Genomic DNA, 21139 nt, shown 5'->3' with positions numbered 1-21139 from the left:
GTGATTATCACAGCCCCCTGTTTTTTTGCGCTGTCATTCAGGAGATCAGCGAAATCAGTATCGGCGTCAGTAGAGTGACCAGGACCAGTGCCACGGGATACACGGTCGCATAACTGGTAGCGGGGACACTGGAATCCACGACCGATGTCACTGCTCCCAGACCCGGTGTTGATGTCATGGCACCACAGATCCCACCAGCAATTTCCAGCAGATCCAGTTTTAACCAGTAACGAGCTGCCAGCAGTCCTGTGAGCAAAGGAACCAGCACCAGAATCAGAGCCACCACACAAAGTGTCCAGCCATTCTGTTGCACGACAGAAACAAACTGGTCCCCCGCCTGGCTGCCCGCCTGTGCCAGAAAAACCGTCAGTCCCAGTTCAGCCAGCAACAGCCTGCCCGCGCGTGGCATGCGGGTCGACAATCGCCCGAACTGACCGAAATGTCCCAGGATCAAACCCACCAGTAAAGGGCCGCCCGCCATTCCCAGCGAAAAAGAGAAGCTGCCGAAGGAAACACTCAGCCGTCCCAGAATCATCCCCAGAATCAGCCCTCCCGCCAGGATTACCAGATCGGTTTCCTCGGCGGTCCGTGCCCGGTGCCCGGCATAGTCAGCAAAGGCTTCCAGGCTGTCTGGTTCACCAACCGCTCGTAAAATATCACCAAAATGGATCATTTCATTCGCCGCAGGTACAAATTCAATATCCTGCCGAGTGATCCGGGCAATCGTCACTCCGAAACGTGAGAGCAGATGCAGGTCTTTCAATGTACGCCCCACCAGTTCTTTTGACGTGACGACAATATACCGCCGCTGTCGTTCGACATCGAGAACCAGTTGTGCCTCGGAACTCTTCACCCCCAGCATTTCAATCACAGATTCGATCTGCCCTGTCCTTCCGATGATCAACAGTTGCTGTCCGACTTCCAGCTGGAAATCGGCAGGAATTGGTCGCAGCTGGCCATCCTTGATGATCCGGGATACCTGGCAATTCATGCGGGCCAGTACCGTAACATCTCTTAATCGCTTTCCATTCAGATTAGCGTTCGTCACCTGAACCAGCTCGCGCAGGATCTCGCCGCGTGGATCACCGCCGGCAGTTCCAGCAGCAGCCTTTATTTCAGGGAACCAGCGGGGCAGCAGTTGAATAAACAGAATCACGCCGACCACGCCAAACGGATAAGCAATCCCAAAGCCAACCGCTACATCCGAGCCGGCAGGCAGCTTTTCCGTGGCTGCCGCCAGGGCAGGAGTGCTGGTTAATGCACCAGCGAACAGGCCACTGGTCAGATCGGGACTCAATTGAAAGATGCGCGCCAGTCCCCAGGCGACCGCTGCTGTTACGCCCATCATCACTACCGTTAACAGCATCAATGTTTTGCCGCGACTGAAAAACATTTGCAGAAAGCTGGGGCCTGCGCCGATTCCCAGGCAGTAGATAAACAGGACCACCCCCACCATGCCGACTTCCGGTGAAACGTGAAACCCGAAATGCCCCGCCAGCAACGCCACAAAGACTACACCAGAGGCCCCCAGCGAAACACCCCAGAGGGAGATCCTTCCGAGAATTTGTCCCAGGCCAATCACGGCAAACAGAACAACGATCTTTTCGATGACTCTCGACCTTTCCCTGGATTCCGGAGCGCAAACATGAATGCACGCACTATAGTCGACGGGCAGGTTCAATGCCATCGTGTCTGATTTCAATCTTCCCCAGAACTCTGATCATAATTCTCAGACAGAATCGATCGAGTGCGACGAACCAGTTCCACATCCCCAGTCCCTGTTTCAGCAAAAGAATCATCAATCAATACCAGAAACCGTCCATTCTTTTTTTCCTGAATGACATTCACTTCTTCAGGTAGTTCAGGTAATTCACTGACATTGCTGCCGTAATAAGAAACCCAGTAGCAGTCGGTCTCATTAAATTGAATTTTGGGCCAGTCCAGGTCCTTGGCTAGGTAAGAACTGTCGAAGTGCCCAGATTCGGGTTCCCAGCATTCAATGAGAATCCGAAAGATCAGTAGTATCCGATCGACCGACATCAGGGGTTTAATCACATCTGTGATCACCGGAAAATTCATACGAAAACTGTTGTGGGAGAACTCTGACCAGCAACCAGCGTCAACTCTCATAGATACAAAACTGCCATCATCAAATGCGTTACACAAAGACGTACTGTATCCTAAGTCAGCTATAACCTTTCGATTATCATCACGCCTGTAGACACCTTTGGCGATAAATGGTTCCAGCGCCTTGACAGAGGTGGAAATCCGATGCCCATCCAGATCCATTGCATCCGTCGACCATGCTGCCAACAGAGGAGAGATTCGTTTCAGTTTCCTCATCATCTTAGCCAGCCGCTGGGCAATCTCTGCCGGATTTTCTTCTCGTGCTCCCCAGAAGATGTGAAAATCGTATCCATAAAACATAGATGTTCCCAATATATTTTTGTCAGCGAGAATTGCCTGAATTGATAGCACACATTGAATTACAACAACAGAACTCTATTCACAATGTAACCACAGGCCGATCTGGAAGTCACCTTGCCTCTGAATACGTGACCCGATAAAACTATAGTTTCAATATAAAGTCAAGCAATTAATACTTTGTCAACAGGCTTCTCACATGTTCCAGACACTCCCCTGCCTCCTGGTACTCACTCTCGGATTCACCACTGGGACTGTTCAGGTTCTCGATGAATTCAATTATTCGTCATCGACCGAGGTCAGAAAAAACTGGCAGGAACTGAAGGGAACCCTTCCGCTTGCGATGCAGAAATCGAATGACCAGAACGTTCTGCTGCTCTCTGCACCCTTCGCTTCGAACCGAGAAATCCCACGGGCCGGCATTGACAGGCAGGTGAAACTCGATCTGACCACACCGGGCGTATTCTCGGTCGATGTGAAACCGGAGTCGCCCGACAGCAATCACCAGGTCAGCCTCTACTTCAAAAGTGGTTCGGGCTGGTACTCGGCTGCCAGCAGCGCCAAAGGAAACAACTGGCAGACACTCCAATTTCTGAAAAGCGACTTCCGTTCCGAGGATAAACCGGCGGGCTGGAATAAAATTGACACCATCCGCCTGGTCGTCTGGCGGGAAACGGATACGGAACCGAACACTCACTTTCAGATACGGGATCTGAAAGCGATTACGAATGAAATTGTGATCATCGTCCCCGATCCGAGTCAGCAGCAGAAAGACACCAACACCACAGCCGCCGCCGATCGCATCGAAGGCTTCCTGCAGACATCCGGAATCAACTGCGACCGTATCAGTGAATCCGAACTTTCCACGGCTTCACTGGGAAAACGTTCTGTCGCCATCCTGCCTTTCAATCCGGACCTGTCTGCGAAAGCCTGCAGCACCCTCAATCAGTTTATGGAATCAGGAGGCAAAATCTTTCTGAATTTCCATATTCCCCCCGCACTGGAAAAGAACCTGGGAATCAAAAAAGGGAGTTACTTTAAACCGGCAACTCCTGGCGGCCTGTCTTCGATTCACCTGAAAGATCCCCAAATCCAGGGTCTGCCTGCCGAAGTCAAGCAGGCTTCCTGGAACCTGGTGACCGCCACTCCCTCAGGGCATGGGGCGCGTGTGGTGGGACAATGGTATGACGAAGCCGGGAAACCGACGGGCAAACCGGCTCTCATTGTGAGTGATCGCGGTGCCTATTTCAGCCATCTCATTCTGGGCGATGATCCGCTGCAGAAACAGGCCCTGTTGACTGCCCTCATGGGACACTTCCAGCCTGCACTCTGGGATTCCATCGCTGCAGCGACGATTGCCCAGGCCGGCCAGGTGGGCCCCTTCAAGACCTTTGCCGAGCTTCGACAGCACATTGTGACTACTGTCACTCCTGCCAAAAGCAGCGAACTGGCGGCCCGCGATCTGGATCGCACCACCACCACCCTCGACCAGGCCCGACAAATGCTGAAAGAAAATCAGGCATTTCAATCCATTCCCCTGGCACGAACGTGTCGCGAAAAACGGGTCAAGATTTATCTGCTCACCCGCGGCAGTCCTCCCCGGGAAGCCCGCGCCATCTGGGATCATTCTCCCACTGGTCCTTACCCCGGCGACTGGAACCGTGCGTGTAAAGAACTGTCCGATGCCGGGTTTAATATGATCATCCCCAACATGCTCTGGGGGGGCCTGGCCCATTATCCGAGCGACGTCCTGCCTCGCAGTACCACCTACGAAAAGTATGGTGACCAGATTGACCAATGCCTGAAAGCTGCCCGTCAACACGGCCTGGAAGTCCATGTCTGGAAAGTCAATCACAACCTCTCGACAGCCCCGGAAGCGTTTGTCAAAAAAATGCGGGACGCGGGTCGTACGCAGGTCAGTGTGACTGGCGAACCTTCCGACTGGCTCAACCCGGCTCATCCGGAAAACTTTCAACTGGAAGTCGACAGCATGCTGGAAGTCGTTCGCAAATACCCTGTGGACGGCATTCACTTTGACTACATCCGCTACCCCAATGATCGTCACGACTACAGCGACTACAGCCGCCAGAAATTTGAAGCTGATACGGGCATCAAAGTCCAGAACTGGCCCGCTGACTGCTATAACGGCACATTGAAGAGCCAGTACCGCGACTGGCGCGCCGCGCAGATCACCCGACTCGTAGAGACGGTTCAACGGGAGGCCCGAAAAATTCGACCGGGCATCAAAATCTCAGCCGCCGTCTTCCGCGAATATCCTGAGTGCCGGGAATGGGTCGCGCAGGACTGGCCGCTCTGGGCCAAAAACGGATACCTCGACTTCATCTGCCCCATGGATTATACCGATAACGACACCCAGTTTCGCATCTGGATCGAAGATCAGCAGAAACACCTTGCCGGCACTATTCCCGTTTATCCAGGCATTGGCGCGATCTCTTCCAGAACGACACTCAGCAGTGACCGCATTCTCGGCCAGGTAGATATGACGCGAAAACTGAACGCAGGCGGTTTCACCGTCTTCAGTCTGAATCCGCAGACTATCTCCGATATCATCCCCGATTTCAAATTGAGCGCCGGCAAAGTCAAAGCGGTGCCCCCCCATCGTTTGAAAAAGTGATTCCGTTTTCCTCGGGGATGGTAGTGATTGTAATTCGGTACGAGCGCAGCGAGCAGTAAACTGATAGTGAAAGCTCACAAGCTCAGCTCCAGCAAACCTCGTCAGGTAGTGGTACAGATATTATTTCTCTGAATAAAAAACAGGCAGGTCAGAAACGTTTTCCAACCTGCCTGTTGATTCTCACACTCACAAGTCAGTCTTCAGCCCGGCTTCCATCACCGCACATCTTCACCACTTTCGGATTAAAGCGTGCGACGATCTCAACCAGGTCCTGCTGCTCCGCCATGACTTCATTAATGTTTTTGTACACGCCGGGCACTTCATCAGCGCCCGCTGAAATCACGGTGATTCCGCGTTTTGCCAGATCATTTTTCACTGCATTCCAGCGATACTTATCTTTTGCTTTATTTCGCGACATGCAACGACCTGCTCCATGCGAAGCAGAATTCAAAGATGCCGGATTTCCTTTTCCGCGTACCACGAATGCCGGATCAGCCATGGAACCGGGGATCACACCCAGTTCACCTGCTGCCGCCGGAGTGGCCCCCTTACGATGCACGTAAACCTCTTTTCCATCATGCTTTTCCTTCCAGGCAAAGTTGTGATGGTTTTCCACGCCGGAAATCACTTTACTGCCCAGAATTTCTGACACGTTCTGATGAATCACCGCATGATTCGCTGCCGCATACTCACCCATCAGATTCATCGCCGCCCAGTATTCCTGACCTGCTTCGGAATCCATCTCCAGCCATGCCAGTCGCCCCAGGTGGTGATGTCGTTTCCGCAGACGCGCCTGGGCAATTCCTGAATAAGTACTGCAAACCGACGCACCGGTTCCCCGGCTTCCGCTATGGCTCAACAGTGCCACATACTCACCGGCATCCAGCCCGAGTTCCTGATCATCGTGCGCAATGGTCAACACACCAAATTCCACAAAATGATTTCCCGAACCCGAAGACCCCAGTTGCTTCCACGCTTTGTCTTTGTTCTGGCGCGTGATTTTGGACACAGACCAGTCCTCATCCATCACGGCATGCCGCTGACGTTTTTCATGCGCCTGTCCCACACCAAACACGGTGCCGCGATTCAGAGCATCCACAAACTGATGATGTTTCTGATTCAGTTGATCCACAGAAATATCCAGCACCGACAATTTCATACGGCAGGCGATGTCCACACCGACGGCGTAAGGAATCACTGCATCTTCCAGGGCCAGTACTCCACCGATGGGCAATCCATACCCGATATGCGCATCCGGCATCAACGCAGCCCCCCATGCAGAAGGAACGTGACATGCCAGATCCATCTGCGAGAACGCACCTTCATCGATGCCGTCTTTACCCCAGATCTGGTAAGTAATCGGTTCAATCGTTTCTGCGCTGTTATCGTCTACGAGTTCCAGTGCCAGCTGACGAAATGCGGGATCTTCCAGATACTCTTCAGGATGTTCCACCACCTTCTGAACGAGTTCTTTCAGTTCTTTGCCGCGCACTTTGCCGTTCGCTTTTTCCTCGGCGACTTTCATCTGAATCGCCGTCATTGCAGTTTTCAGGCAATATTCAGGCACTCCTATTTTCAGTAACTGTCGAGAATTCATTTCTCTTTCCTCCACCCTCAATACGGGACACGAGACATTGCCCCTCTCTGTTTTTAATGAGTCACCGACTCAAAATAAAACTCGTTTTCACATTAATATTATTCGTTCTCAGTGGACACCCCCAAACCGGACAGGTTCTCTGTTCTTGAAAATACGCGATAAAATAGAGATCTGCAAATTCATTTCTCCTTAAAGCTCCCTCGATTAACGTTTTCAGGAGTCAATAAGAAAGTTCAAGCCAACAAACCACTTCTGTTACGCGTATCATTCACAGAACGCAAGCCGTTGCTGAATGACAGACCCGAATTCCAGCTGCTGTGATTGCCTGTCATTCATTCAACCGTTGAATTCAAATCTGACCGAACTAACGCTTACACAGGGAGATACGTCAAAATCACTCAATCGACGTCTTGCAAAGGGTTTTCGCTGTGATTAGAATAACGGAATGAACCTGAATTCAGAAACGACAGCTTTGCTCCCCTGTTTCTGAAACAAGTGCCATCCCACCTGCTGAACCGCGTGGCTCAGCTACCACCGTTGCAAACTGATATGGATTGTCGGTCGGACAGGTATCACCAGAGATTCATTGACAAGTAAATCGCAGGCGCCACTCTTCCAGGCTGCCGAAGATTGACTTGAAAATTTTCATCCAGAAGGTGAACGTCATGCTTCTTCTGTGTTTGAGCAAGCGCCTCGTCCCTGCTCTGTTTCTGACTGTATTCTGCTGCTCACTGCCAGTCGCCCGCGCGCAGAATTCGGAAAAAGTCTCTCCCATCAAAATTCGTTCGATCCTGTCTGAAAACTGTTTTCAGTGTCATGGACCGGATGTCAAAAAACGGGCTGCCGACCTGAGGTTTGATACAGAAGAAGGTGCCTTCGCCGATCTGGGCGGACATAAAGCAATCGTCCCCGGCAAAGTCAAAGAGAGTGAGTTGATCTCCCGCATTACTACCGCTGATGAAGACCTTCAGATGCCACCCGCCGAGAGTGGCAAAAAACTGACAGAGGAAGAAATCACACTGCTCACACGCTGGATTGAACAGGGAGCGGAATGGCAGGATCACTGGTCTTTCGTGACTCCCGTCAAACCTGCGCCTCCCGCGGTCAAACAGACGGACCGGGTAAAAAATCCCATCGACCAGTTCATACTGGCCCGACTGGAACAGGAAGGCCTGCAGGCCTCGCCGCAAGCAGATCGTCGTGATCTGATCAGACGGGTCACACTCGATCTGACCGGGCTGCCCCCCACTCCCGCTGAAGTCGAAGCTTTTGTGAATGACAAATCACCCCAAGCCTACGAAACGGTCGTCGATCGCCTGCTGAAATCTCCTCATTACGGCGAGCACATGTCCCGCTACTGGCTGGATATTGCCCGTTACGGCGATACACATGGATTACACCTGGATAATTACCGGGAAATGTGGCCTTACCGCGACTGGGTCATCAATGCCTTCAACACCAATATGCACTACGATCAGTTTATCATTGAACAGCTGGCTGGCGATCTGCTGCCCAACCCCACCCTGGAGCAGCAGATTGCTACCGGCTTCAATCGCTGCCACGTGACGACCAACGAAGGCGGCTCGATCGCTGAAGAGGTTTACGTACGGAATGTCATCGACCGCGTCGAAACGACCGGACAGGCCTTTATGGGGCTGACACTCGGATGCGCCGTCTGCCACGATCATAAATTTGATCCCTTCACGAAGACTGAGTTCTACCAGATGTTCGCCTTCTTCAATAACCTGGACGGCCCGGCCATGGATGGGAATATCAAAGATTCTCCTCCCTCTGTCAGGGTTCCCGATGCAGCACAATCCAGACAGCTGGAAGCATTTAAAACCCAGATCGCTGCCATCGAACAGCAGGGAGAAAACAGGACGAAAACCAACGAACCGGCGTTCCAGTCCTGGCTGCAGTGGAAACAGCAGATTCTGAAAACCGGCAGCAACCCGGATCTCTCCATTCCGCAACCGGGGGGATTACTGGCGGTGTATCCGCTCAATGAAAAAACAGAAGCCACCGCCGCTGATCTGAAAAACGAAAAGAACAAAGCCCCCGTCAAAGGAGCCCCCAAATGGGTCGCTGGTAAATTTGATAACGGGTTCCAGTTCGCGCCCGGCAGCTACCTGGATCTGGGAAAAACCGGACAGTTTGCGAAAGGCACGCCCTTCAGCTTTGCCATCTGGGTTAAAACGAACGGGAAAACTTCAGGGCCGATTGTCTCCAGCGTCAATCCGAATTCACGTGAACGCGGATATGACCTGCAGATCACCAACCAGAACCTCGGCGTCAGATTAATCGACCGCTGGCCCGGCTATGCCGTCGAAGTCAAGACAGCCAATAATGAAATCACAGCTAACCAGTGGCATCATGTTTGTGTGACGTACGATGGTTCCGCGAAAGCGCATGGCGTTGCCATCTACGTCGATGGCAAACAGTCAGAGCTGACGATCTCCTCTGACTCGTTCAAGAATACAACCCCCTTGAATTCTGCCACTCTGACACTCGGACACTCGGCAACGAATACCCACCTTACCAATGGTGTAATCGATGAATTTCGTATCTATGATCATGAGTTGACAGAAACCGAAGTCAATCAGGTGTACTTCGACAATCAGGTCGATCCCCTCCTGAAACTGGCCGCCGACAAACGCACTCCACAACAGACGGAACTACTCAGACAGTATTATCTGAACCAGTTCGACTCCGAATACCGTAAACTCCTGGCGAAAAAAGTCCAGGTGAAAGCACAGGAGGAGAAGCTGATTCAATCCCTGCCCACGACACTCGTTTTCCGCGAACGAAATAATATCAAAGAGGCCTATGATCTGAAACGAGGTCAATACGACCAGAAGGGCGACAAGGTCGATAGAAAAACGCCATCTCAGTTCCCCGCGATGGCAGCCGAATGGCCTGTGAATCGACTGGGGCTTGCCAGATGGCTGGTCGCTCCCAGTCATCCGCTGACATCACGTGTCGCTGTGAACCGCTTCTGGCAACAACTGTTTGGAACCGGGATCGTTGAAACCAGCGAAGATTTCGGCAACCAGGGCGCACCGCCCAGTCATCCGGAACTGCTCGACTGGCTGGCAGTCGATTTCCAGGAACACCAGTGGGATGTCAAACGCTTCATGAAGCAACTGGTCATGTCAGCCACGTATCAACAAAGTTCAAATGTAACGCCCGAGCTTAATAAAATAGATCCGAAGAACCGCCTGCTGGCGCGCGGCCCTCGCTTCCGCCTGGATGCGGAAACGCTCCGCGATCAGGCATTGGCTGTCAGTGGATTACTGGTTCCCAAAGTCGGTGGCCCCAGCGTCAAACCACCGCAGCCAGACGGACTCTGGTTTGCCGTCGGTTACTCCGGATCGAACACGGTCCGCTTCAAGCAGGATACCGGCCCGGAAAAAGTCTTCCGTCGCGGGCTCTACACATTCTGGAAACGAACTTCGCCTCCGCCCGAAATGTCGACATTCGATGCGCCCAGCCGTGAAGCCTGTACCATGCGTCGGGAGCGAACTAATACTCCCCTGCAGGCACTCCTGTTATTGAATGATCCTCAATACGTGGAAGCGGCCCGCGCGCTGGGTGAGCGAATGATCAAAGAAGGGGGTAAGACACCCGACGAACGGATTAAGTTTGCCTACCTGCTGGCTACCGGCAAACCCGTATCAGCCGAAGACCTGACACTGATGCAGAATACCTTCCAGGATATGCAAGCCCATTACCAGGGTGATCCCGAAGCCGCCAGTAAACTGATTGCCGTTGGAGAATCCAAACCGGATCCCAAACTGAATCCCCAGGAACTGGCAGCCTGGACCATGATCGCCAACCTCATCCTGAACCTGGATGAAGTACTCACGAAGAACTGAGGTTTCAAAACGAAATCTGAGTTGAGTATCTGACAATTACATAATCCGGTTGAGAACGAAACAGAACTAAAGGTAAAGTCATGAATCCCATTCAGGAACGACTCTCACAAATTACACGCCGTCACTTTTTCAAAACCGGCGGTTTAGGCCTGGGTACTGCTGCCCTCGCTTCGCTGGAATCGGGACGGCTGCCCCTGCAGGCAGCGACTCCGGAAATGAAAGCAACCGGCGGACTGCCGGGGGTTCCCCATTTTGCTCCCAAAGCCAAACAGGCGATCTACCTGTTCATGGCGGGCTCTCCCTCCCAGCTTGATACACTCGACTACAAACCCAAACTGGATGAACTCTTCGATAAAGATCTGCCGGAAGAAGTCCGTAAAGGTCAGCGACTGACGACCATGACGTCAGGGCAGTCCCGATTTCCGCTTGCTCCCTCCAAATTCAAGTTTCAGAAATACGATAACGGCGGCGATGGTGCCTGGGTCAGCGAACTGCTGCCGCATACCGCAGGTATCGTGAAAGATATTTCCATCGTCCGTTCACTCTGGACGGAAGCCATCAATCATGATCCCGCCATCACCTACATCTGCACCGGCAATCAGTTGCCCGGTCGCGCCAGCCTGGGTTCCTGGTTGAGCTATGGCCTGGGTTCCATGAATGAAAACCTGCCTTCCTTCGTCGTACTGACTTCCACCTGGTCCGGACGTCAACAGGCACAGGCACTTTACAATCGACTCTGGGGCAGCGGCTTCCTCGCCAGTAAATATGCCGGGGTCTCATTAAGATCCAAAGGTGATCCCGTGCTGTTTCTCTCCAACCCTCCAGGTGTCCCTTCCAAGCTGCGCAGGCGGATGCTCGATACTCTGGCAGAGATGAATCAGAACGAATTCGACCAGATCGGCGATCCGGAAATTCAGACCCGGATTTCGCAGTATGAAATGGCCTTCCGCATGCAGACCTCGGTACCGGAACTGACCGACATCTCCAAAGAGACCAAAGCCACCCTCGACATGTACGGCCCTGAAGTTCACAAGCCGGGAACGTTCGCCTATCACTGCCTGCTCGCACGCCGCATGGCGGAACGAGGGGTCCGTTTCTCTCAGATCTTCCACCGAGGCTGGGACCAGCACGCCAACATCGCCGGTGACCTGCCTAAGCAGTGCAAAGACATTGACCAGCCCGCTGCCGCTCTGGTCAAAGATCTGAAACAGCGGGGCATGCTCGATGATACACTCGTTGTCTGGGGCGGTGAATTCGGGCGCACTGTTTACTGCCAGGGAAAACTGACACGCGAAAATTACGGGCGCGATCATCATCCGCGCTGCTTCAGTATCTGGATGGCGGGCGGCGGAATCAAAAAAGGAATCGTGCATGGCACAACCGATGATTTCAGCTACAACATCACCGAAAACCCCGTTCACATTCATGAGTTCAACGCCACGATTCTCAAGTGCCTGGGCATCGATCACAAAAAACTCACCTATAAATTCCAGGGACTCGACCAGAGACTGACGGGCGTAGAAGATCACAGCCCCGTTCAGGAAATCCTGGCCTGATTCTTAATCAGGATGATCAATAAATTTCGGGTGACCTCGGATGCAATCCGGGGTTGTCGGAGACAACAGGAGGTGGCAGTGTTGGTAATGCCTGGTGAGAGAACGATCCTCATTTTCTGAACTGAAGAGGCGGGCGGCATTGCCTTGTACCAATCGCTGTAGCTGGGACCTCCTGCTCGCTGCGCTCGTACCGGATTGCATCCGGTACCATCCCATGCTCATGCACGCCTGCAATATTCAGGTGACCCCGAATTCCATTCAGGGTCACCTGAGAACAATTTATAAACATCTATTTCTCTGATGCTTGTTTTTGTAACTTCAGCATCTGCGCAGCATAACGTTTTCCAAACTCCCGTTCAGAGTCTGCATTGAAATGCACCTGGTCACTTTTCGCAGGTAATCCTTTCGATGAAGCCACAGCCGTCGCAGGGACTTCTTTTGTGATCCCATGTAATGCCTGATTGACGGTCGGTGCCCCCTCGCGCGTGAAGAATTCTCCCAGCTCTCCCATCACGAAAGGCATTTCAGGCTCTCCCAGATCAGTTCGCAGATCCGCGATCATCCCGGCCAATCGTTTCTGATAGCTGTTATACAGTTCTGGTTTTGAAGAATCGCCTTCTCCCTGATGCCAGATGGCGCCTTTGATTACACCTTTTTTCTGGTTCTCTTTTGCCAGCTTGACCGCACGCTCATAAAGATCGCCCCCCTTGACCCAGCGACTGAGCGGGGTTCCTCCGACCGCAGCGGGAATCAATCCAATGGTCACTTCAGGAGATGCCTCTGCGATCACGGGCCCAAAACCGGAGCCCGGTCCCACTCCTGCGATTTTCGGTTTATCGAAATGCAACGGGTCGGTCGCAGGCACCCAGTTCCCGGCTTTGTCGAGTTTCAACACCCGGGGATGCGCTTTGTTTGTGGCAGGGTCGACTTTTCCCCGCCCCGCCATATTGGACTGCCCGATCAGCAGATAGATATGAAACTTTTCTTTCTCCGGCAGTTCAACTGTTTTGTCAGCAGCCAGCATTGGCGATAATACAGCAGACATTCCCAGACACAGCGTCAGATTCAACAACCATTTAATTTTCATTTTTCAGGATTCCCACACAAAAAGAAGAGACAAATTCATCAGCATTTCTTTTACTATAGAGTCAGACATAATTCCAACTCAAGTATACGGTTTCTGTTTTTCATGAAAGAAGCGTCGCGCCATGAACTTCCTCATTCCAAAAGCATTCATCCTGATTCTTCTGGCAACTGTTTCCAGTCTGTCACCCCTGACATCATTATCCGCCGCGGATAAAAAACCATCAGCAAAAAAGAACGCCTGGAAACCCTTGCCGGGCGCGGAATACAAAGTTTATAAAAAAACGGACCAGGGTGATCTGCATCTGAATATCTACAAACCCGCCGACTGGAAAGCCAGCGACACCCGTCCTGCCATCGTTTTCTTTTTTGGTGGCGGCTGGAAGAATGGTAATCCCGGCCAGTTTGAACCACACTGCAAACACCTGGCTTCGAAAGGCATGGTCGCCTGCACTGCTGAATATCGCATTAAATCCAAACACGATACCACGCCTTTTGAATGTGTGGCTGATGGGAAATCCGCGGTCCGCTGGATTCGTGAACATGCCAGCGAGCTGGGAGTGGATCCTCAACGAATTGCAGCCGGAGGCGGTTCCGCCGGTGGACATGTCGCCGCCTGCACGGGCACCGTCATCGGATTTGAAGAGCCTGCTGAAAACAAAAAGATCTCTTCTGTCCCCAATGCGATGGTCCTTTTCAATCCGGTCGTCGATACTACGGAAACAGGCTGGAAAGGCGGCCCCTCGCAGCTGGGAAAACGCTGCAGGGAAATTTCGCCGATCCATTTTATTAATAAAGGGACGCCGCCTACCATCATTTTTCATGGAACGGCTGACAAAACCGTGCTGTTCGAAAATGTCGAACGCTTCACAGAAAAAATGAAACAAAATGACAATCGCTGTGAGCTGGTCGCTTACGAGGGGGAAGGTCATGGCTTCTTTAATCTCCGCAAAAACAGCGAAGACAACTACCACTCCACAATTAAAAAGCTGGATCAGTTTCTGACTTCGCTGGGTTATATCGAGCCGAAACAGTAACCAGCGATGGAAACGGCCTTGAGCACCCCTTGAGTTTATATCACCACCTCAAGGAATGCCCCAACGACCTGGCAGACCTGATGACAATACAGGAATTCCGAAACCTGATTGCCTCTCTGCTGCCGGAAGCAGGATCGCATCGTTCGTCAGATTGAAATGCGATCTAACGCACGGCCCCCCCGTTGACGTTGATCACCTGGCCGGTGATATAAGCCGCTTCATCACTACACAAATAGCGGGCCATTTTCGCGATATCTTCCGGCGTTCCCCAACACTGCATGGGGGTTTCTCGTTTGACACGTTCCTGCCAGACTTCGCTGGCGGCTTCACCCCAGGCTGTGAGAATCCAGCCGGGTGCAATACAGTTCACTCGCACCTGGGGGGCCAGCGATACTGCCAGAGATCGACTGAAGCCCATGATGGCATTCTTGCTGGTGGAAAATAATTCACCACTGGCGCCTTCCATGCCCCGGTCTGACTGATCCCAGCCAATATTCAGAATGCACCCGCTCCCCTGCTGCTGCATGCGCTGACCGGCTTCTCGAGATAATAAAACGGTTCCCCGAACATCCACGTCGAGCAGCTTTTCCAGTTTCTGATCATAGTCGAGCTTCGCTTCACTGCCGGTCAATAAATCGACGCCTGCATTGTTTACCCAAATGTCCAGCTGGCCCCAGATCTGAAAAGCCTGCTCAATAAAAGATTCATAGCTTTCCAGACAGGCCAGATCAGCAGATAATGTTTCCGAATGTCGACCCAGTTTCTGTATCTCGCTGGCAACCGCTTCAGCCGCCTCTGCTGATTTCCGATAATGAATCAGCACATCCGCACCTGCTTCTGCCAGCTCGATTGCGATTGCTTTTCCAATCCCACTTGAAGAACCGGTGACCAGAGCTTTCTTGCCCGTGAGATTACAGAACGAAGATACAGACACGACATAACTCCATATTTAAAAAACACTTAAGCAGACGAATCGCATGCTTTTTCGCGAATAATTAGATAAACTGGATAAATACTAGTTGACGATCGGGGAGAGCACTACCATAATTGCCATCGAATTAAGGGAGCGTTCTTCGCAGTCGACAGGACCGCGAAGCGACTTCCTCATATCACATCTTTCGCCTGTCTGGCAAATAATACAAGTAGTTGAGTAAGTAATTCAGCTTAGATCTGCGCGCCATGTATTACAGGCGATTTAGGGCCACAATGTTGTATAGTTGGTATGGCCAGCGGTTGGCTGCTTGTTTTTTTGAGATTCATTCCCCCCACTTGACTTGTGAGCGGAACGAACAGATTATGCCCCACAGGCCGGTCGTTGAAAAGAACGACGGTTGAAAATGAGCTTTTTTGCATGAATTTAAAAAAGGAAACTAGTAATATGGCCACAAACCTTGTGGATCCGCCCCAAGAAGGAACGACACAGCGATTCCCCACTCTTCCAGATCATCTTGAGAAGAATCTGGTCAAGGTCTTTAAGTTGCTGTCTGACGAGACACGACTGCGAATTATGCTTTACCTGGCTCAGGAAGAAGAATTATTCGTAACTGCATTATGCGAACGGCTCAATCAGAGTCAACCTGCTGTCAGCCATCATCTTGCACTGCTGCGAGATGCTGGACTGATCGAAGCACGACGAGATGGCAAGCACAATTTCTATTCCATCTGCCGTGAACACTTCCATTCCATTATGGGAGAACTATTCAACAGCTTTAATGATCCCGATGAAAATATCATTCGGATCGACCATTTCACACTGACACAAAATGTAAGCTGATTTCCAGAACGAGTCACATTTTACCTTAGCATCTCTCGAACACTAATACTCGGCCTGATGGCCTGAGAGACGCTGTCGTAAACCTGGACACGGGCTGGACAGCCGCAATTCTGAAAAATCCACCGAAGAGGCCGACCTGATACAGTCGGTCTCTTTTTATTTGCGCCTATCTTTGATAGAACATAACAGATTTAACCAGATTTCTTCCAGGTCTCGAGATCAGTAAAAACAATGCAGAAAACAGCGAAATTAGCCCTTGCCGATGGTAGTGTATTCACAGGGACGGCCTTTGGAGCGGACGGCGAAGTCCACGGTGAAGTTGTGTTCAACACGAGCATGACCGGCTACCAGGAAATCCTGACAGACCCCTCCTATTGCGGCCAGATCGTCACCATGACCTATCCGCAGATCGGTAATTACGGGATCGTCCCGGAAGATGTAGAATCCGGGGGCATCGCCTTACAGGGTTTCATCGTTCGTGAACTCTGCGAAATCCCCAGCAATTACCGTTCAACTCAGACCCTGGATGAATATCTCAAAGCTGCCGGCGTCATCGGACTGCAGGGCATCGATACCCGCGCCCTGGTTCGAAGAATCCGTACCAGCGGAGCCATGACCGGTGTGCTTTCCACAACAGATCTCGACGATGAATCTCTCGTCAGCAAAGCTCAAAGCAGCCCGCAACTCGTCGGACAGGACCTGGTCAGCAAAGTCATTCCCAAAGCAGCATCCGAATGGAATGAAGCACTGCATCCCCTGGCCCACAGCAGTTCCACACATTCCTTCTCGGGTAAAAATATCGCGACGCTTTCCGAAGAGGATCTGGCTGCCGAGTGTGCTTACCACATCATCGCCATCGATTATGGCATGAAGTGGAATATTCCCCGTCACCTGAAACAACTGGGATGTAAAGTCACCGTGCTTCCCGGCAACTGCACCGCAGCGGAAGTCATGGAACTCAATCCCGATGGCGTCTTTCTTTCGAATGGCCCGGGAGATCCGGAACCGCTGACTTATGCCATCGATACCATCCGCGAACTGCTCGGCCAGGTCCCGATCTTCGGCATCTGCCTCGGTCATCAACTGCTGGGTCTGGCCTGTGGATGCAAAACCTTCAAGCTGAAATTCGGTCACCGTGGTGCCAACCAGCCGGTAATCAATTACGCCACCGGTCAGGTCGAAATCACTTCGCAGAACCACGGCTTTGCCATCGATCCGGAATCAAAACCCGATGATGTGGAAATCACTCATATCAATATGAATGACAACACCGTCGCCGGGTTACGCCACAAAACACACCCGGCTTTCAGCGTGCAATATCACCCCGAAGCCTCTGCTGGCCCGCACGACAGCCATTATCTGTTCCAGCAGTTTTTTGAAAGCATCAGTCAGGAACGTGTTTCTTCCTGATCCCTCGTATGATTCATCGGAATCAGGGTTGAAATGATTGCTGAATTTCATTTCAATTCACTTCCATCAGGCGTAGAAGATCCGTTCAATCGAGACTCACCAGCCCCTGCAGATACAAATTTTGAGACAACATCAATCCACAAATACACAGACAGGCAGGAACATAATCTGATCCCGCTCCTTTTTACAGACAACTGACAAGATAGAAAGAAACCCACATGGCTCTCGAACGAACTCTGATTCTGATTAAACCCGATGCAATTCAGCGTCGCCTGGCAGGAACAATTCTGACCCGCTTCGAAAATAAGGGTCTGAAAATCGTCGGCCTCAAACTGCTGCAGGTCACCAAAGAATTAGCAGCAGAGCATTACGCAGAGCATGTGGAAAAACCATTCTACCCGCTGTTGGAAGAATTCATCACCGCCGGCCCCGTCGTCGCGATTGTCGCCGAAGGCCCCGAAGCAATCTCCGTTGTCCGCTCCATGATGGGTTCCACCAATGGTCGTGAGTCCGCCCCGGGAACCATCCGCGGCGATTACGGTATCAGTCGCCAGATGAACCTGGTGCATGGCAGCGACGGCCCCGATGCTGCAACCCGCGAAATCAAAATCTACTTCAAGTCTGAAGAACTCATCGAATACGGCACTGCCCTGGGTGACTGGGTCTGTGCAGACGACGAGAAATAATCTCGACGCTCCACATATTTGAAGCCATAAAAAAGGCCATCCTGAATTTAAGGATGGCCTTTTTCTGTTTTGACTCTCAGCTGAAAGCAGCTTATTTTGCTGCTTCAATCGCTCGCTTCATCGCCGTACCCATGTCAGCGGGACTTTCCGCCACGACAACGCCGGCTGCTTCCAGAGCAGCAATCTTTTCATCCGCGGTTCCGCTTCCACCACTGATGATCGCGCCAGCGTGACCCATCCGTTTTCCGGGAGGGGCAGTCTTGCCGGCAATGAAACCAGCTACTGGCTTGGTGACATGTTCCTTGATGTATTCGGCTGCTTCGATTTCCGCCGTTCCACCAATTTCACCAATCAGCATGATCGATTCCGTAGCCGGATCGTTTTCGAACAGCTCCAGCAGATCGATAAAGGTCGTTCCGATAATCGGGTCACCACCAATGCCCACTGCCGTGCTCTGTCCCAGACCGATATTACCCAGCTGCCAGGCTGCTTCATAAGTCAGAGTTCCACTCTTGCTGATCAGCCCCACGGTACCTGGCGTATGAATATAACCAGGCATGATCCCGATCTTGGCAATCCCCGGTGTAATCACACCAGGACAGTTCGGGCCGATCAGGCGGCTGTTTTTACCTTTCAGATAATCCATCACTCGCACCATGTCGAACACGGGTACGCCTTCGGTGATCGCGATGATCAGTTCTATGCCGGCATCCGCGGCTTCCATGATCGCTTCGCCACAGAACGGGGGCGGCACGAAGATCAGGCTGGTGTTGGCACCGGTTTTCTCAACAGCTTCTTCCACCGTATTGAAAACAGGAAAACCATCGACCTCGGTTCCCCCTTTTCCGGGAGTCACTCCGCCCAGCAGGGGAGTTCCATATTCGCGGCACTGCTGGCTGTGAAACAGCCCCGACTTACCAGTGATCCCCTGGCAAATGACGCGCGTCTTTTCAGTAACTAAAATACTCATAATCTGTCACCCTTGCGGGAAATATGTGTTTGAATGAAGGCAAAGATCGCTTTTTACAAAACAACCACGTCAAATGATCGCGGCCCGTTGATCGGTCAACAGGCCGCAGTCGGTCCTACGAACTCAGAGTGGCAACCACTTTCTGGGCGGCATCGGTCAGGTCTGTCGCAGAGATAATATCGCGACCGCTATCGGCCAGCATCTCGCGCGCTTTCTCCACATTGGTCCCTTCCAGACGAACCACCAGAGGCACTGTGAAACCAACTTTTTCGTAAGCTTCCATCAGTGCCGTCACAATCGTGTCGCACTTCATGATCCCGCCAAAGATATTCACCAGAACCGCTTTCACATTCTCATCCGCCAGGATGATCCGAAACGCCTCGGTGACCTGATCGACGTTCGCTCCGCCACCTACATCCAGGAAGTTGGCTGGTTCGCCGCCATGATGCTTGATCAGGTCCATCGTGCTCATCGCCAGGCCGGCTCCGTTCACGAGACAACCAATATTTCCATCCAGCTTGACGTAACTTAAACCCGCGTTACCCGCGTCGACTTCAGCAGACTCTTCTTCCGTCAGGTCTCTCAGTTCTTCCAGAGGCTTGTGACGGAACATCGCGTTCTCGTCAAACGAAACCTTGGCATCCAGCGCCACCAGTTCTCCCTCGCCGGTAATTATCAGCGGGTTGATTTCGGTCATGCTGCAGTCGTTATCAATGAAAAAGCGACTCATCTGACACAGGAATTTCTCAGCATGACGAACCGTTTTGCCTTCCATTCCCAGTTTGAAAGCCAGTTTGCGGGCCTGGAAACCGAGCAGACCGGTGTGAATGGAAAAGGGCTCGCTCAGAATTTTTTCCGGGCTCTCTTCTGCCACCACTTCGATTTCCATCCCTCCTTCAGTCGAAAGAATCAAAACCGGACCTCCTGCTTCACGGTCAACCACGCAGCCCAGATACAGCTCTTTGGCAATATCCAGTCCCTGCTCGATGAACAGCGTGTTAACCTGCTTGCCTTCTTCTCCCGTCTGGATCGTCACCAGCGTTGAACCCAGCATCCGCTCTGCATTTTCACGGACCTCTTCAGCAGATCGCGCCAATACGACACCTGCCTGGTCGGGATATTCTTTGAAACGACCTTTTCCGCGGCCGCCGGCGTGAATCTGTGACTTCACAACCACTAAGGGGCGATCCAGTTTCTCAAAGGCGGCCACCGCTTCGTCAACGGTTTTCGCTATAATTCCCTCAGGTACGGGAATTCCGGCTTCGCGAAACAACTGTTTGGCCTGATATTCGTGAATTTTCATTGATTTTTCAGACTTTCTCCTGAAAATTTGCTACCGATTAGAAAAAGCGGCGTTCAAAAACTTTGTCGAGCCCACAGCTTGAACTCAGGCCATCATAGCGGGTTCATAACAGCATATCCAGCAAGCCATCCGCGCCAGCGACCTAAAATTTCTGCATAATGAAAATCCATGTCTGCTGCCGGTTTCATTCTGTTTTTTGATACGTCAAAATCAGAATCCAGATGAAAATTCTCAACTCCTCTCAACCCTTTTCGAGAAATCGCATGCTGAAAAACATCCCTCCCCTCCTCTCGCCTGATCTGATGTATGTGCTCTTGAAAATGGGCCACGGCGATGACATTGTCCTCGCCGACGGTAATTTCCCCGCCGACTCCCATGCCCAGCGACTCGTGCGTCTCGACGGACATAATGTGCCGGAAATCCTGGAGGCACTTCTGCAGTTCTTCCCCCTCGACACCTTTGTGGATCAACCAGCCGGCGTAATGCAACCGGTCGACGACCAGACTCCCACGCCTCCCATCTGGCAAACCTATGCGAATCTTATTCAACAGCATGCCCCCCGCAAGCCGGAACTGGAAAAAATCGAACGTTTTGAATTTTATGAACGCGCCAGAAACGCCTATGCCATCATCGCCACCAGCGAATCCGCCCTGTATGCCAACCTGATTCTCAAAAAAGGGGTAGTGACCACATAAGCATCCTTTACACATCTACTGAATAAATTACTCTTGACCCGCTCGCGCCGCTGGCGATAAGCGCTATTCTGAGTCGCGCGCGTGCCCAGTTTAC

Annotated in this window: 16 protein-coding genes; 9 read left to right on the top strand and 7 right to left on the bottom strand. The window is 52.0% G+C overall.

Annotated features, from left to right (window positions below; translation table 11 throughout):
• Positions 1-37: 37 nt before the first annotated feature.
• Positions 38-1702 carry a TrkA C-terminal domain-containing protein gene (locus AACZ40_RS11020; protein WP_291180306.1) on the bottom strand — a complete coding sequence of 555 codons (1665 nt, stop codon included), beginning with the start codon at positions 1700-1702 and terminating at the stop codon, positions 38-40.
• The gene (locus tag AACZ40_RS11015) at positions 1699-2427 is read right to left on the bottom strand and encodes an Imm52 family immunity protein (RefSeq protein WP_291180304.1); all 729 of its coding nucleotides are present in this window, start codon (positions 2425-2427) and stop codon (positions 1699-1701) included. Before AACZ40_RS11015 ends, AACZ40_RS11020 begins: the two co-directional genes overlap by 4 nt.
• A gap of 196 nt (positions 2428-2623) precedes the next feature.
• Between AACZ40_RS11015 and AACZ40_RS11010 the strand changes: the two genes are divergently transcribed.
• Positions 2624-5059, top strand: coding sequence for a family 10 glycosylhydrolase (locus AACZ40_RS11010; protein ID WP_291180300.1), 2436 nt, complete (start codon positions 2624-2626; stop codon positions 5057-5059).
• Positions 5060-5252: 193 nt separating this feature from the next.
• Here the strand turns inward: AACZ40_RS11010 and AACZ40_RS11005 are convergent, their stop codons facing one another.
• Positions 5253-6656, bottom strand: coding sequence for an RtcB family protein (locus AACZ40_RS11005; protein WP_291180297.1), 1404 nt, complete (start codon positions 6654-6656; stop codon positions 5253-5255).
• Between the two features lie 665 nt (positions 6657-7321).
• Between AACZ40_RS11005 and AACZ40_RS11000 the strand changes: the two genes are divergently transcribed.
• Together AACZ40_RS11000 and AACZ40_RS10995 are read left to right on the top strand one after the other, a co-directional pair.
• Positions 7322-10531, top strand: a complete 3210-nt coding sequence (locus AACZ40_RS11000; RefSeq protein ID WP_291180295.1) for a DUF1553 domain-containing protein — start codon at positions 7322-7324, stop codon at positions 10529-10531.
• Between the two features lie 80 nt (positions 10532-10611).
• The gene (locus AACZ40_RS10995; protein WP_291180294.1) at positions 10612-12087 is read left to right on the top strand and encodes a DUF1501 domain-containing protein; all 1476 of its coding nucleotides are present in this window, start codon (positions 10612-10614) and stop codon (positions 12085-12087) included.
• Between the two features lie 289 nt (positions 12088-12376).
• Here the strand turns inward: AACZ40_RS10995 and AACZ40_RS10990 are convergent, their stop codons facing one another.
• The gene (locus AACZ40_RS10990; protein WP_291180292.1) at positions 12377-13174 is read right to left on the bottom strand and encodes a sialate O-acetylesterase; all 798 of its coding nucleotides are present in this window, start codon (positions 13172-13174) and stop codon (positions 12377-12379) included.
• A gap of 121 nt (positions 13175-13295) precedes the next feature.
• On the opposite strand from AACZ40_RS10990, the gene AACZ40_RS10985 reads away from it, so the two are divergent.
• Together AACZ40_RS10985 and AACZ40_RS10980 are read left to right on the top strand one after the other, a co-directional pair.
• Entirely contained in the window at positions 13296-14207 is a 912-nt protein-coding gene (locus tag AACZ40_RS10985; protein ID WP_291180290.1) for an alpha/beta hydrolase, read from the top strand.
• 29 nt (positions 14208-14236) lie between these two features.
• Positions 14237-14362 carry a hypothetical protein gene (locus tag AACZ40_RS10980; protein WP_291180287.1) on the top strand — a complete coding sequence of 42 codons (126 nt, stop codon included), beginning with the start codon at positions 14237-14239 and terminating at the stop codon, positions 14360-14362.
• Positions 14363-14370: 8 nt separating this feature from the next.
• Here AACZ40_RS10980 and AACZ40_RS10975 read toward each other — a convergent pair whose 3' ends face one another.
• Positions 14371-15141: an SDR family oxidoreductase gene (locus AACZ40_RS10975; protein WP_291180285.1), complete on the bottom strand. Its 771-nt coding sequence runs from the start codon at positions 15139-15141 to the stop codon at positions 14371-14373.
• Positions 15142-15585: 444 nt separating this feature from the next.
• On the opposite strand from AACZ40_RS10975, the gene AACZ40_RS10970 reads away from it, so the two are divergent.
• The 3 genes from AACZ40_RS10970 to ndk all read left to right on the top strand — a co-directional run bounded on the left by AACZ40_RS10970 (position 15586) and on the right by ndk (position 18077).
• Positions 15586-15981, top strand: coding sequence for a metalloregulator ArsR/SmtB family transcription factor (locus tag AACZ40_RS10970; RefSeq protein WP_291180283.1), 396 nt, complete (start codon positions 15586-15588; stop codon positions 15979-15981).
• Between the two features lie 231 nt (positions 15982-16212).
• Positions 16213-17391, top strand: coding sequence for a glutamine-hydrolyzing carbamoyl-phosphate synthase small subunit (gene carA, locus AACZ40_RS10965; RefSeq protein ID WP_291180281.1), 1179 nt, complete (start codon positions 16213-16215; stop codon positions 17389-17391).
• A gap of 218 nt (positions 17392-17609) precedes the next feature.
• Positions 17610-18077 (top strand): nucleoside-diphosphate kinase, encoded by a 468-nt coding sequence (gene ndk / locus AACZ40_RS10960; RefSeq protein WP_291180279.1) that lies wholly within the window; start codon positions 17610-17612, stop codon positions 18075-18077.
• A gap of 91 nt (positions 18078-18168) precedes the next feature.
• Here the strand turns inward: ndk and sucD are convergent, their stop codons facing one another.
• Positions 18169-19047 (bottom strand): succinate--CoA ligase subunit alpha, encoded by an 879-nt coding sequence (gene sucD / locus AACZ40_RS10955; RefSeq protein WP_291180276.1) that lies wholly within the window; start codon positions 19045-19047, stop codon positions 18169-18171.
• Between the two features lie 115 nt (positions 19048-19162).
• Complete coding sequence (gene sucC / locus AACZ40_RS10950; RefSeq protein WP_339674429.1) at positions 19163-20350, bottom strand: ADP-forming succinate--CoA ligase subunit beta; 1188 nt, start codon at positions 20348-20350, stop codon at positions 19163-19165.
• A gap of 263 nt (positions 20351-20613) precedes the next feature.
• Between sucC and AACZ40_RS10945 the strand changes: the two genes are divergently transcribed.
• A complete protein-coding gene (locus tag AACZ40_RS10945; protein WP_291180272.1) occupies positions 20614-21045 on the top strand; it encodes an RbsD/FucU domain-containing protein in 432 nt (143 codons plus the stop codon).
• Positions 21046-21139: the final 94 nt, after the last annotated feature.

This window comes from uncultured Gimesia sp. (assembly GCF_963972345.1).
GTDB lineage: Bacteria > Planctomycetota > Planctomycetia > Planctomycetales > Planctomycetaceae > Gimesia.
This window is presented reverse-complemented; position numbering and strand designations above follow the sequence as displayed.

Coding starts and splice junctions, on each gene's coding strand:
- AACZ40_RS11005 (WP_291180297.1), bottom strand. CDS start 6,656: ATGAATTCTCGACAGTTACTGAAAATAGGAGTGCCTGAATATTGCCTG.
- AACZ40_RS10990 (WP_291180292.1), bottom strand. CDS start 13,174: ATGAAAATTAAATGGTTGTTGAATCTGACGCTGTGTCTGGGAATGTCT.
- AACZ40_RS10985 (WP_291180290.1), top strand. CDS start 13,296: ATGAACTTCCTCATTCCAAAAGCATTCATCCTGATTCTTCTGGCAACT.
- AACZ40_RS11015 (WP_291180304.1), bottom strand. CDS start 2,427: ATGTTTTATGGATACGATTTTCACATCTTCTGGGGAGCACGAGAAGAA.
- AACZ40_RS10945 (WP_291180272.1), top strand. CDS start 20,614: ATGCTGAAAAACATCCCTCCCCTCCTCTCGCCTGATCTGATGTATGTG.
- AACZ40_RS11010 (WP_291180300.1), top strand. CDS start 2,624: ATGTTCCAGACACTCCCCTGCCTCCTGGTACTCACTCTCGGATTCACC.
- AACZ40_RS10970 (WP_291180283.1), top strand. CDS start 15,586: ATGGCCACAAACCTTGTGGATCCGCCCCAAGAAGGAACGACACAGCGA.
- carA (WP_291180281.1), top strand. CDS start 16,213: ATGCAGAAAACAGCGAAATTAGCCCTTGCCGATGGTAGTGTATTCACA.
- sucC (WP_339674429.1), bottom strand. CDS start 20,350: ATGAAAATTCACGAATATCAGGCCAAACAGTTGTTTCGCGAAGCCGGA.
- AACZ40_RS10995 (WP_291180294.1), top strand. CDS start 10,612: ATGAATCCCATTCAGGAACGACTCTCACAAATTACACGCCGTCACTTT.
- ndk (WP_291180279.1), top strand. CDS start 17,610: ATGGCTCTCGAACGAACTCTGATTCTGATTAAACCCGATGCAATTCAG.
- sucD (WP_291180276.1), bottom strand. CDS start 19,047: ATGAGTATTTTAGTTACTGAAAAGACGCGCGTCATTTGCCAGGGGATC.
- AACZ40_RS11000 (WP_291180295.1), top strand. CDS start 7,322: ATGCTTCTTCTGTGTTTGAGCAAGCGCCTCGTCCCTGCTCTGTTTCTG.